The following is a 12,565-nucleotide window of genomic DNA, read 5'->3' as shown; positions in this document are numbered from 1 at the left end:
TCAAGCGGTGACGGAAGAGAAGGCGGAGGGCATGGCGGCGGACAGCGGGGACGGCAGAGACAAGGACAGCGGAACCGGCCTGCCCGCGAGCATCGAAGCCGCGTGGGGGCTGCGCGAACGCCCCGCCAAAGGGCCCAAGCCCGGTCTGAGCCTGGACCGGATCGTCGACGCCGCAGTCGCACTCGCCGCGGCGGAGGGGCTCGGCGCCGTGTCCATGGGGCGCGTCGCCAAGGAACTCGGCGTCTCGACGATGTCGCTGTACCGGTACGTCGCCGCCAAGGACGAGCTCTACATCCTGATGCAGGAGGCCGTCATCGGCACTCCGCCCCCGCCGCCCGACCCCGCAACCGGCTGGCGCGACGCGATCGCCGCCTGGGCCCGTGCGCAGCGCGAGGTCTTCCACCGCAATCTGTGGGTCCTGCGCATCCCGATCTCCGGCCCGCCGGCCACGCCGAACAACGTGGCCTGGTGGGAACAGGGCCTCGTCGCACTGGCGGAGACCGGCCTCGACGACGGGACGAAGATCTCGGTGATCCTGCTGGTCAGCGGCTTCGTGCGGAACGAGGCACTGCTGATGGCGGACATGGGCGCGGCGATCGAGGCAAGCGGGGTGGGCCCGGCGGAGGTCATGCGCCGGTACGCCACCACGCTGAAGCGGCTCGCGGACCCGGACCGCTATCCGTCGGTGGCGCGGCTGCTGGAGTCCGGGGTGATGTACGAACCGGACGAGCCGGACTACGAGTTCGAGTTCGGGCTGGAGCGGATCCTGGACGGGGTCGAGGTCCTCGTCCGCGGGAGCGAGGGCGGGAGTGGGGGCGGGGGCGGGAGGGAGTAGGCCGACCGGGGGCCGGCGCTGGTCTGCGGCCTCGGCCCTGCCGGTCCGCACGTGCCCGGGAGCCCCGGCGAGACCTCGGGCCTCGGCCCTGCCGGTCCGCCCGTGCCCCGGAGAGCCCCCCGAGACCGCGGCCCAACTCCCCTCACGGCCTCAGCAGCACCTTCCCCACCAGCTCCCGGCCCTCGATCGCCCGGTGCGCCTCCGCCGCCCGCTCCAGCGGGAACGTCGCGCCGATCACCGGACGCAGGCTGCCCGACGCCGCCACCTCCAACGCCCTTGCCGCCAGGCGCACATACTCCTCGTCGGAGAGCTGGACGTCCGCGATGCCCAGCAGTTTGATGCCGCGGCGTGCCGCATCCGACGGGTCCACCGGCGCGAAGCCGCCCGTCGGCGCGCCGTGGGCCGAGAAGCGGCCGCCGTCCGCAGTCAACGGGAAGGCCGCGAGGCCGACTTCGCCGCCCACGCCGTCTAGGACCACGTCCGCGCCCGCCGGGCCCAGCGCCGTACGGACCCTGACGGTCCAGTCGTCGCCGGACACGTCCCCTGCCGTGCCCACCGCCGTGCCCGCCGCCGCGTCCACCACCGCGTCCGCGCCCAACTCCCGTACCAGCGACGCCTTCCGCTCCCCGCGCGCGACGCCGACGACCTTCGCTCCCGCCGCCTTCGCCAGCTGCACGAGCAGTGTGCCCATGCCGCCCGAAGCCCCCAGGATCAGCACCTGGTCGCCCGCTCCCAGGCCGGTGGACTCGAGCAGCGCGCCGGCCGTGACGCCGTCGTGGACCAGGGCCGCCGCCACCTCCAGCGGGAGGCCGTCCGGTACCGGGACCAGTTTGGCCGCCGGCGCCACGGCCTGTTCGGCGTAGCCGCCGCCGAAGCCGAGCGAGGTGATCACACGTCGGCCGGTCCAGGCCGCGTCCACGCCGTCGCCGACCGCGCGCACCGTGCCCGCGATGCCGCCGCCCGGTACGTAGGGCGTACGGGCCGGGAAGTGCTCGCTGAAGGCGCCGGCGCGGATCTGTGTCTCGACGAAGATCGTGTCGATCGCGGCGATGTCCACGACGACGGATCCCGGCCCGGCGACGGGGTCCGGGACCTCCGCCGTGACCAGCGCTTCCGGGCCGCCGAACTCCTTGACCTGTGCAACGCGCATGACGTTCACACCCTCCGTGACGGGCGTTTCCGGCCTGTCCGGCGCCCTGTTGGGAAGCCTCGAACATCAAGTGCGATTGAGGTCAAGGGCCGACCGGCGGCAGGAGGTGCCAGGCAGGAGGACGGGGTGCGAGATGCGTAGGCTCGGGGGCATGAGCGGTGAGACGGGCCTGCGGGAGCGCAAGAAACAGCAGACGTACCGCGCGATCTCGGAGGCCGCGATCGCGCTCTTCCTGGAGCGGGGCTTCGACCAGGTCTCCGTCGCCGAGGTCGCGGCCGCCGCCGATGTCTCCAAGCCGACCCTCTTCCGGTACTTCCCGGCCAAGGAGGACCTGGTCCTGCACCGGTTCGCCGATCACGAGGACGAGGCCGCCCGCGTCGTGGCCGGCCGGCCGGCCGGGATCTCGCCGCTGGACGCGCTGCACCACCACTTCCTCGATGGCCTGGCGAGGTACGACCCGGTCACCGGGCTCAGCGACCACGCGCAGGTGCTCGCCTTCCACCGGCTGCTGTACGGGACTCCGAGCCTGGTCGCGCGCCTGTACGGGTACCAGGGCAGGTCGGAGGAGGCGCTGGCCACGGCGCTCGGCGGAGGTTTCGCGGCGCGGCTCGCGGCGGGGCAGATCATCGCCGTGCAGCGGATTCTCGCGGAGGAGAACTGGCGGCGGATGGCGGCCGGCGAGAGTGCCGTGGCGGTCCGGCCGGACGCGGAGGCCGCGGCCCGGCTCGCCTTCGACCAGCTGCGCCGCGCCCTGAACCAGTCGAACCAGTAGAGTCGCGGTTAAAAATGTTACTCGGTAACGTTATCCATTATTCTCGGTGGAATGACGGCACTCGATGACGCACTTGATGACGCACTCAGCCATGCCCTGAACCAGGAACGCGCCTACCACGACGCCTGCCGAGCCGCCATGAAGCGCATGGTCGAAGGCGCCGCACAACGGGTCGTCACCGGCGAGAACGCCTTCGCCTCGGGCGCCGACGCCGAAGTTCTCGGCTACCAACTGCGCAGCTGGGCAAAGGAGCTGGCCGAAGTGCCGGACACCCCGCTCTTCTTCGGCCGCCTCGACCACCGGGACGGACAGAGCTACCACATCGGCCGCCGCCGCATCACCGAACACCCGGCGGCCCCGCCCCGTGTCGTCGACTGGCGCGCTCCCGTCTCGCGCACCTTCTACCAGGCGGGTGCGCGCGATCCGCAGGGAGTCGCCGTACGCCGCCGGTTCGGCTGGGCCCCGCACAGCACGGGCGACTCGGCGGATCTCACCGGCATCGAGGACGAGCACCTCGCCGAAGAAGGAGAAGAGAGCGGCGCGAGCGCGATCGTCGCCGACGAGATCGAGCGGCCGCGCGTCGGCCCGATGCGCGACATCGCCGCCACCATCCAGCCCGATCAGGACGATCTCGTACGGTCCGATCTCGCCCGGTCCCTGTGCGTGCAGGGCGCTCCCGGCACCGGAAAGACCGCCGTCGGCCTGCACCGCGCCGCCTATCTTCTCTACACGTATCCGCAGCGCATCCGGCGCAGCGGACTGCTGATCCTCGGCCCCAACCGCACGTTTCTCTCCTACATCTCCGAAGTGCTGCCGTCGCTGGGCGAGTTCGACATCCGCCAGTCGACCGTCGACGACGAGATCGCCCGCATCGTCCGCCACGAGGTGCGCGCGCAGGACACCGCGGCCGCCGCGGCCGTCAAGCACGACGCCCGTATGGCCGCCGTACTGCATCGTGCGCTGTACGCCAGGGTGTCGCCGCCCGCCGAACCACTCGCCGTCCCGGACGGTTCGTACCGCTGGCGGATTCCGCTCGGCGAGCTGGAGCGGATCGTCGACGAGGTGCGCGCCGAGGCGCCGCCGTACGCCGTCGGCCGCGAACGCGTCCGCACCCGTGCCGTACGCGCCGTCCAGCTGCTGGCGGAGCGCCGCGCCGGGGCGGTGAGCAGCAGTTGGGTGCAGCGGATCGGACGGGCCCGTGCGGTCGCGGCCTTCGTCGACGCGGTCTGGCCGCGGACCCGGCCGGAGGAGGTGCTGGCCGCGCTCCTCACCGACCCGGACGACCCGCTGCTGACTCCGCAGGAGCGGGACGCCGTCCGCTGGTCGAAGCCGCCGCGCTCGTACAAGTCGGCCAAGTGGACCGCGGCCGACCTCGTACTCCTCGACGAGCTCGCCGGCCTGATCGAACGGCCCGACGGCTACGGCCATATCGTCGTCGACGAGGCGCAGGACCTCTCGCCGATGCAGTGCCGCGCTATCGCGCGCCGGGCCGGTTTCGGCTCGCTGACCGTACTCGGCGACCTCGCCCAGGGCACCACCGAGTGGGCGGCGCGCAGCTGGCCCGAGCAGCTGGCGCACCTCGGCAAGCAGCAGGCGGCGGTGGTTCCGCTGACGACCGGCTTCCGGGTCCCGGCGTCGATCGTGGCGCTCGCGAACCGGCTGTTGGGGGCGCTGGACGTCGATGTGCCGCCGGCGCGGTCGCTGCGCAGGGACGGGGAGTTGACGATCCGCCGGGTCGACGACCTGGCCGCAGCGGTGGTCGGCGCGGTGCGGGCCGCGCTGACGCGCGAGGGCTCGGTCGGGGTGATCGCCGACGAGCAGGACACGCACCGGCTGCGCGCCGCGCTCGCCGAGGCGGGCCTCGGAGGCGACGCCCGGGTCACGGTGCTGGCCGCGGCGGTCGCGAAAGGGCTGGAGTACGACCATGTCGTGGTCGCCGAACCGGCGGCGATCGTGGCGGCGGAGGCCCGCGGGCTGCACCGGTTGTACGTGGCCCTCACGCGGGCGGTGTCCCGGCTGGACGTGCTCCATGTCGGCCCGCTGCCAAGGGAGTTCTCCCGGTGAGCGGCGCCCAGGTCAGGCGCCCACGGTGCCGTCGATGCCTTCGCGCAGGAAGTCCGCGTGGCCGTTGTGGCGGGCGTACTCGTGGATCAGATGCAGCATCACCAGCCGCAGCGACACGTCCTCGCCCCACCGGGCCTGGTGGCCCGTCACATCGAGCGACTCCGCCTCCTTCTCGATCCGGCGCGCGTGCTCGATCTCCGTCTGCCAGGCGTCGAACGCCTCCGCGCGTGTGGCCGCGCTCGCGTCGTACGCCACCTGGAAGTCGCCCTCGTCCGACCAGACGAGCGGCAGGTCCTCACCGTTGATCACCCGGCGGAACCAGGTGCGTTCCACCTCCGCCATGTGCCGCACCAGGCCGAGCAGCGAGAGCGTCGACGGCGGCATGGACTGCCGGCGCAACTCGTCGTCGGACAGGCCGTCGGCCTTCATGGCGAGCGTCGCACGGTGGTAGTCGAGGAAGGCGCGGAGCGTCTCGCGCTCGCCTGCGAGGAGGGGCGGGGCTGTGCGTTTGACGGTCAAGGCGGGTCCTTTCGGCGGCGCACGGGCTCGACGGCTGCGGGGAATCTACGTCATGGCGGTCACCGAGGTCACAGAGTTCACCGCGGTCACGCCGGATCGTCGGGACTCCTGCCCGGCCCGCTCCCGCCCGGCGGCCCGTACATCGTGGCCAGTTCCGCCGCCAGCCGTGCCAGCCGCTCCCGCGCCTCCGGCGGCGCGAGGACTTCGACGCGCGAGCCGAGGCCCGCCAGCTGCGCGGCCACGATCTCCGGTGACGGGCCGTCGATCTCCAGCTCCGTCCAGCCGTCCGGGAGCGGCCGGACGATCCGCAGCCGGCCGCCGAACAGGCCCTGGAGCAGCGGTTCGGCGGCCCGTTCCGCGCGGGCCCGGACGGTTGCCGCGAGCATGCGGTCCTCCATCCGGTTGGCGAGCGAGCGCCAGGCGGTGCTGAGGTCGAAGCCGTCCGGACGTACGACGGGATCTCCGGTCGGCTCGACGGACGTGACACGGCTGAGCCGGAAGGTCCGCAGCCCGTCGTCCGTGCCCGCGACCAGATACCGGACCCCGGCCTTGGCTGCGACGCCGAGCGGATGGACCGTCCGTACGCCCGCGGGCCTGCCGGGACTGGCGTAGCCGAGCCGGATCTGGGTCCCGTCGACCACCGCCCGCTGGAGCGCGTCGAGGTGCGGCGGCGCGGCGGTCACGGGGGAGCGGGACCAGTCCGTGTCGTCGGTGACGCCTGCCTGCGAGGCCGCCTCCGCGCCGGACCGAAGCGTCGACGGCAGGGCGCGTACGAGCTTGCGCAGCGCCGTGCGCATCTCGGGCGTCGTCGACGATGGACCGGCGATCAGGAACAGCGCACGGATCTCGTCGGCGGTCAGGCCGCTGAGATCGGTCCTGGCCCCGCCGACCAGCGACCAGCCGCCGCCGCGCCCGCGCTGCGAGTACACCGGGATGCCGGCGGTCGCCAGCGCCTCCAGGTCACGGCGGGCCGTGCGCTCGGACACCTCGAGCTCCGCGGCCAGCTCGGACACGGTCACTCGCCCGCGTGTCTGCAGGAACAGCAGCGCCGCCACCAGGCGATCGGCTCTCATGCCGGTCATTCTTCCCGTCAAACAGGCCAGGAGATGACCTCTTTGATCCGCAGGATGGCTTTCAGAACCCCGAACCGGAGTGGAGTCGATCATGATCGTGGTGACCGGAGCGACCGGGAACGTCGGACGGCCGTTGGTGCAAGCGCTGGCAGCGGCAGGCGAGCAGGTGACAGCGGTGTCCCGGCGGCCGGACTCGGACGCGGATGCCCGGGCCGGCGTAACGCACCGCCGGGCCGACCTGTCCGATCCCGCAAGCCTCACCCCCGTACTCGACGGAGCCGACGCGCTGTTCCTCCTTGTCGCCGGCAGCGGCGAGGGCCTCGGCCCGCGCGAGATCCTCGACGCCGCGAAGACCGGCGGCGTCCGGCGGGTGGTCCTGCTGTCCTCGCAGGCCGCCGGGACCCGCCCCGATGCCGTTTCGCACGCACCGCTGCGGGCCTTCGAGGAGGCCGTACGGCACGCAGGCCCGGACTGGACGGTGCTGCGGCCGTCCGGCTTCGCCTCCAACGCCTTCGCCTGGGCGGACCCGGTCCGCTCGCGGCGGACGGTCGCCGCGCCCTTCGGCGACGTGGCGCTGCCGGTCGTCGATCCGCAGGACATCGCCGAGGCCGCGGCCGCGGTTCTGCGCGAGGACGGCCACGCGGGTCGTACGTACGAACTCACCGGACCTGCGGCGATCTCACCGCGCGAACAGGCTCGGGCGATCGCCGACGTCCTCGCAACGCCCGTACGGTTCCACGAGCTCAGCCGCGCCGAGGCCAGGGCGCAGCTGCTGAACTTCATGCCCGAGCCGGTGGTGGACGGCACGCTTGCCGTTCTCGGCGAGCCGACGCCCGCCGAACAGCGGGTCAGTCCCCATGTCGAGCAGCTCCTGGGCCGCCCGGCGCGCGCCTTCGGGGAGTGGGCGGCGCGCCATGCCGCTGCCTTCGGATGAGGCCCCGCGTCGGACGGGTTCAGGTGAGGGCTGACGCCCGGTCAGGCCGGTTGTCCCAGGGGTGAATCGATTCGCCGAGCGGTGCCGCCGTGGGCTGGAGGAGGTCCCACCACCAGGCGACGACGGGGATGTCCAGCGGTTCTTCGCTGTCGTCGGTCGGTGCGTTGCTGAAGGTCGACGGCAGCAGGGCCGGATCGTCGGGTGTGGTGTAGCGCATGGAGCTGATGCCCCAGTCCTGTGCGCCGCGTATGAAGTTGGCGAGGCTGTGCAGATAGCGCCGCAGCTGCGGACTTGCCGTCACCGCGAGTTCGTCGTGCAGCCGCAGGAAGAGGCACATCACCCGGTCCCGCTGCGCGACCGCGGTGGTCAGCGCCTGGTCCTGGTCGAGTCCGTACTCCTGTTGCAGCACTCGCAGGACGTTCAGGAAGTAGTCCGTCCCGCGGCTCTCCTTGTGGTGCGAGAAGATGTCGTTGTCCCAGGTGATGATGAACGACGCCATCTCGGCCGCGGCACGCACCGGTGCCTGGTCCCGCTCGTGCGGCTGGAGTTCGAAGCCGTGGCCCATCTCCAGCAGCGGCAGTACGACGGAGGTCGCGCCGTCGTAGAGGCGCATGAGGGTGTAGTCGTTCAGGTCGGGCACCGTGCCCGCCCGCCGGTGGTCGGCCTCCCACGCGACGGAGAAGAAGTACTCGCGCAGGGCGTCGACCCAGCGGGCGGCCTGACCTGCCGTGCCGTACCGGTCGATCCGCATCCGCAGGTCCCGCAGGCCGCGGGCGAGCGGATCGCTCTGCAGCATGGGGACTTCGGGGTTCTGCGCGACGCGCAGCAGCCGGTGGAGCACGGCGACGAGTTCGCCGGGCCGCCGGCCGATCTCGCCCTCCTCGCAGTAGCCGTCGTCGACGCCGAAGAGCCACAGGACGAAGTCGCCGAGCAGCGAGACGACTTCCTCGCGACCCTCGGGGAGGACGCGGGCGGCGAAGGTGCCGATGTCATGGCGTACGAGCCGGCTGCGCAGTTCCTCGGATCCGATGCCGAATGCCTCGGCCCAGGCGGTGGTCCGGGCGTCTATGGCCGCGTGGCTCGGGTGGATCGCCGGGAGTATTGGAGAGTAGATCGGCGGAACTGTCAGGTCGGGCCCCACCCTGATCACCTCTCTGCGAAACAAATATCGACTTTTCTGTTGCACTACCGGACGCAACTGATCAACTACGCTGCATAGTACCCACGAGAATCAGCCGTTCCAATAGGGCCTTGTCGACATGTTGATGAGGCCACAGCGGGTGTGCAGCATGTGCAACGGCGTCCTGGGGATCGGCCGGTATTTGACCCTTGGTCAGGTAGTTCGTTCTTGGTGAGTTTGCCGTATCGGCAACAATGTTTGCTCCTCCACGGGGTGCGGGTGCACCTTCGGGCGGGAACGGAGGTGCCACACATGACCCAGCAAACGGCACAAACGGCAGATACGGCACAGAACTACGACGTGGTGGTGATCGGCGGTGGAGCCGCCGGCCTGAGCGGCGCGCTGACCCTCGCCCGGGCCCGTCGTTCGGTCCTGGTGATCGACTCGGGCCGGCCGCGCAACGCACCGGCGGAAGGTGTCCACACGTACCTGGGCCGCGAAGGAACGCCCCCCGGCCAACTTCTGGCCATCGGCCGTACAGAAGTGACCGGCTACGGCGGCGAGATCGTCGACGGCAGTGTCGCGACGGCGGAGCGCCTGGACGGCGGCGGCTTCCGCGTCGTACTCGACGACGGATCGGTGGTCGCGGCGGCCCGGCTGCTGGTGACCACCGGACTCGTCGACGAGCTGCCTCAGGTGCCGGGCCTGGCCGAGCGCTTCGGCCGCGACGTGCTGCACTGCCCGTACTGCCACGGCTGGGAGGTGCGCGACGAGCCGATCGGCATCCTGGCGACCGGCCCGATGGCTGTGCATCACGCGTTGTTGTGGCGGCAGTGGAGCAAGGACGTGACGCTGTTCCTGCACACCGCGGCGGAGCCGGGTGACGAGGAGTACGAGCAGCTCGCCGCCCGTGGCATCTCGGTCGTGGACGGCGAGGTCACCGGCCTGGAGGTGACCGGCGACCAGCTCACCGGAGTGCACATCGGCGGCCGTACGATCCGGTGCCACGCACTCGCGGTCGCGCCGCGTTTCACGGCCCGCACCGGCGTCCTCGCCGGCCTCGGCCTCGAGGTGACCGAGCAGGAGATGGCAGGCCATGTCATCGGCAGCCGTATCGCGACGGATCCGATGGGGGCGACGGAGGTGCCGGGCGTGTGGGCGGCCGGCAATGTCACCGCCTTGACGGACAACGTCATCGGCGCGGCCGCGGCGGGTGTGCGGGCCGCGGCGGCGATCAACGCGGACCTGATCGCGGAGGATACGCGCCAGGCGGTCGCCGCGCGTCGCGAGATCTTCACGCCGGAGCTGGAACAGGAGGTCAGTGAGCGGGTCCTGGGCAACCGCCGCGGTTTCTGAGCGAGCCGAACTCCCGCCTGTGGCAGCCTGTTTCACACAGCTCACGAGTCTCAGGAGTCTCAGGAGTCTCAGGAGGAGAGTGCGGCCATGACCGGTACCGGAGACGACTTCCTGGCGACGGCCCGTACGGCCGCGGACCTGCTCCGCGACCCGGCGGTCGCCGCCGCCTGGAACAGCCCGAGTGCACTGCCGGACTTCGGCGTGAGCGGCCTGGCCGGCCACCTGGCGTACCAGGTCCTGGCCGTCCCGCAGATCCTCGCCGGACCGGTGCCGCAGGAGCCGACCGTCTCGCTGCTCGAACACTACGACCGGGTGTCATGGATCGGCGCGGACCTCGACGCCGACATCAACGTGCGTATCCGCCAGGGCGGTGAAGAGACCGCGACCGACGGTCCCGCCGCACTGGCGGCCCGCGTCGACGCGGCCGTCAAGGAACTGGAACCGGCCCTGACGGCCGGCCTCGGGCCGACGCCGGACCGGCCGGTGCGTATCCCGTTCTGGGGCCCGTGGTCGCTGACGCTCGACGATCTGCTGATCACCCGGATGATGGAACTGGCGGTCCACTCCGACGACTTGGCGGTCAGCGTCGGCCTCCCGACGCCGGAGTTCCCGCCAGCCGCCATGACCACGGTGATCGACCTGCTGTCCCGCCTGGCGGTGCGCCGCCACGGCGGGACGAACGTACTGCGGGCGCTGAGCCGCGCGGAACGGGCGCCGGGGACGATCTCTGCCTTCTGAGCCGGCGCAGTGCTGAGGGGCCAGAGGTCAGGGCTCTGCCGCGCGTCGATTCGTGGAATCGTGGATTCGTGCGCGGTCCCTACCCGACCCGCTGCAGTGCCTTCTCGCGGCGCACCGCCACGCTCGACCCCGACTCCCGCCGCGCCATCCGGCGCAGCACGATCGGCGCCAGAGCCAGGCCGAGCACGGCCCAGGTTCCCAGCACCCCGACGGTCTCCAAGTGCCGCCAGGAATCGCCGATTTCGACGCCGACCGCGCTGTCCGGCAGCAGCGCCGAACGCATGCCGAGGCCGAGCCAGTAGATCGGGAACGCCTGGGCGATCCCTTGCACCCACTCCGGCATCGACGTGACCGGGTAGAAGATCCCGGAGATTGCGATCAGACCGAGGATCGGCAGCGTCAACAGCCCCTGGCTGCGCGCGCTCGTGAACACCGATCCCAGCACCGCGCCGATCGGCAGCGTTGCCACCAGGCCCAGTGCCAGCACCCAGATCAGCGTGAGCCAGGCACCCGGGCTGCCGACCGCGAGGCCGGGGACGATGAGCAGGGCGGGAATCAGGAAGATCGCGAGGTCGGCGATCAGACCGCCGGACACCGAGACGATTTTTCCGAGCAGGTAGCCCGGCATTCCGTTCGGAGTCGCCTTTGCGCGCAGCAGGGTTCCGTCCTCGCGTTCTGCGGTGAGCTGCTGGCTCATGCTGACCATGGCCATCGAGGCGTTCATACCGAGGATGCTCGGCAGCACGAGGGTGCCGAGCAGCAGTCCGCCGGTCCCGAAGGACACGTCGCGCAGGAAGAACGTGACGGTCACCATCAGCCCCGGCCAGAAGAAGTGGCCCCACAGATCCGCGCCGTTGGTGAACGACTGCCGTAGCTCGATCAGCCCACGGGACCAGCCGGCGCGCAGCGCCGCAGCTGTCGGGTTCGCCGTTGTCGCACTCATCGGGCCACCGCTTCCGGCTCTTCCGCTTCTTCCGGTTTTTCCGGTGCGGTTGCCTGGTGCACGAGGGAGAGATACGTGTCCTCCAGCGAGGACCGGCGGACTTCGAGATCGGCGATCGATTCGCCGTACTGCCTGAACAGTTCGAAAGCGAACTTGGTGGACTCGGTGGTCGACTTCACGAAGTGCTGCCCGTCGCGGGTCCAGCGCACTTCGTCCTCGCCCGCGATCTGCTCGGCGAGTTCCGCGGCCGTGCCGTCCGCGACGATCCGACCGCCGTTGAGGACCATGATCCGGTCGGCGAGCTTCTCGGCCTCGTTCAGGTCGTGGGTGGTGAGCAGGATCGTGGTCTCGCCCTCCTCGGCGAGGTCCTGCACGAGCCCGTGGAACTCGCGCCGGGCCACGGGGTCAAGACCGGCGGTGGGCTCGTCGAGGAACAGCAGCTCAGGACGGCCGACGAGGCCGATCGCCACATCCAGCCGGCGCCGCTGGCCACCGGAGAGCATCCGGATCTTCTTGTCCGCGTGCCCGGTCAGACCCACCGCCGCCACCAGTTCGTCCGCGTCCCACGGGCGTCGGACGAATTCGGTGGAGTAGCAGGCGTAGTACGAACCGAGATGCGCGAGCAGCTCTCGCACCCGCCACTTGCCGTGGTCCCGCCAGGACTGCAGGACGATCCCAAGTCGCGCCCGCCACTGCTCGGTTCCGTGCGCCGGATCCGAACCGAGCACCTCGGCCCGGCCGGCGGACCGCATCCGGAAGCCCTCCAGGATTTCGATCGTGGTGGTCTTGCCCGCTCCGTTCGGCCCGAGGAGGGCCAGCACCTCGCCGTGGTGCGCCTGGAACGTCACATCGTGCAGCACGTCGTGCGCGCCGTAGCGCATGCGCAGCCCCGCGACATCGAGCACGACTTCCTCGCTCGTCCTCATCCCGTCACCTTCTCGCGATCCTTCAGATGTTCGCGAAGCTACGTTGCCTTTCGTTCACCGTCAACGAATTCCGGCGCGTGAAGGCGCTCTATTGCAAGCCAATGCGCCATAGATTGCAATGACGTTGCCGGTAAA

At 71.1% G+C, this 12,565-nt stretch carries 12 protein-coding genes; 6 read left to right on the top strand and 6 right to left on the bottom strand.

Annotated elements, in window-relative coordinates; all coding sequences use genetic code 11:
• Nucleotides 1-31 precede the first annotated feature (31 nt).
• Nucleotides 32-835, top strand: coding sequence for a TetR/AcrR family transcriptional regulator (locus ACH4YL_RS34920; protein WP_398511601.1), 804 nt, complete (start codon nt 32-34; stop codon nt 833-835).
• A gap of 142 nt (nt 836-977) precedes the next feature.
• On the opposite strand, the gene ACH4YL_RS34915 is transcribed toward ACH4YL_RS34920, so the two are convergent.
• Nucleotides 978-1,985 carry a zinc-binding dehydrogenase gene (locus ACH4YL_RS34915; protein WP_398511536.1) on the bottom strand — a complete coding sequence of 336 codons (1,008 nt, stop codon included), beginning with the start codon at nt 1,983-1,985 and terminating at the stop codon, nt 978-980.
• A gap of 151 nt (nt 1,986-2,136) precedes the next feature.
• Between ACH4YL_RS34915 and ACH4YL_RS34910 the strand changes: the two genes are divergently transcribed.
• A complete protein-coding gene (locus ACH4YL_RS34910; protein WP_398511535.1) occupies nt 2,137-2,757 on the top strand; it encodes a TetR family transcriptional regulator in 621 nt (206 codons plus the stop codon).
• 51 nt (nt 2,758-2,808) lie between these two features.
• On the top strand, nt 2,809-4,821 hold the full coding sequence (locus ACH4YL_RS34905; protein ID WP_398511534.1) for a HelD family protein: 2,013 nt from the start codon (nt 2,809-2,811) through the stop codon (nt 4,819-4,821).
• A gap of 12 nt (nt 4,822-4,833) precedes the next feature.
• Here ACH4YL_RS34905 and ACH4YL_RS34900 read toward each other — a convergent pair whose 3' ends face one another.
• Complete coding sequence (locus ACH4YL_RS34900; RefSeq protein WP_398511533.1) at nt 4,834-5,340, bottom strand: DinB family protein; 507 nt, start codon at nt 5,338-5,340, stop codon at nt 4,834-4,836.
• A gap of 86 nt (nt 5,341-5,426) precedes the next feature.
• Nucleotides 5,427-6,413 (bottom strand): helix-turn-helix transcriptional regulator, encoded by a 987-nt coding sequence (locus ACH4YL_RS34895; protein WP_398511532.1) that lies wholly within the window; start codon nt 6,411-6,413, stop codon nt 5,427-5,429.
• 91 nt (nt 6,414-6,504) lie between these two features.
• On the opposite strand from ACH4YL_RS34895, the gene ACH4YL_RS34890 reads away from it, so the two are divergent.
• Complete coding sequence (locus ACH4YL_RS34890; protein ID WP_398511531.1) at nt 6,505-7,347, top strand: SDR family oxidoreductase; 843 nt, start codon at nt 6,505-6,507, stop codon at nt 7,345-7,347.
• A 19-nt stretch (nt 7,348-7,366) separates the two neighbouring features.
• On the opposite strand, the gene ACH4YL_RS34885 is transcribed toward ACH4YL_RS34890, so the two are convergent.
• On the bottom strand, nt 7,367-8,488 hold the full coding sequence (locus ACH4YL_RS34885; protein WP_398511530.1) for a selina-4(15),7(11)-diene synthase: 1,122 nt from the start codon (nt 8,486-8,488) through the stop codon (nt 7,367-7,369).
• 291 nt (nt 8,489-8,779) lie between these two features.
• On the opposite strand from ACH4YL_RS34885, the gene ACH4YL_RS34880 reads away from it, so the two are divergent.
• Nucleotides 8,780-9,823 carry an NAD(P)/FAD-dependent oxidoreductase gene (locus tag ACH4YL_RS34880; RefSeq protein WP_398511529.1) on the top strand — a complete coding sequence of 348 codons (1,044 nt, stop codon included), beginning with the start codon at nt 8,780-8,782 and terminating at the stop codon, nt 9,821-9,823.
• Nucleotides 9,824-9,910: 87 nt separating this feature from the next.
• Entirely contained in the window at nt 9,911-10,561 is a 651-nt protein-coding gene (locus tag ACH4YL_RS34875) for a maleylpyruvate isomerase N-terminal domain-containing protein (protein WP_398511528.1), read from the top strand.
• A 79-nt stretch (nt 10,562-10,640) separates the two neighbouring features.
• On the opposite strand, the gene ACH4YL_RS34870 is transcribed toward ACH4YL_RS34875, so the two are convergent.
• A complete protein-coding gene (locus ACH4YL_RS34870) occupies nt 10,641-11,504 on the bottom strand; it encodes an ABC transporter permease (RefSeq protein WP_398511527.1) in 864 nt (287 codons plus the stop codon).
• Nucleotides 11,501-12,430, bottom strand: coding sequence for an ABC transporter ATP-binding protein (locus ACH4YL_RS34865; RefSeq protein WP_398511526.1), 930 nt, complete (start codon nt 12,428-12,430; stop codon nt 11,501-11,503). Before ACH4YL_RS34865 ends, ACH4YL_RS34870 begins: the two co-directional genes overlap by 4 nt.
• Nucleotides 12,431-12,565: the final 135 nt, after the last annotated feature.

It is taken from the genome of Streptomyces sp. NPDC020681 (genome assembly GCF_044334895.1).
GTDB lineage: Bacteria > Actinomycetota > Actinomycetes > Streptomycetales > Streptomycetaceae > Streptomyces.
Note: the sequence above shows the minus strand (reverse complement) of the source record. Positions and strands in the feature narration are given on the sequence as shown.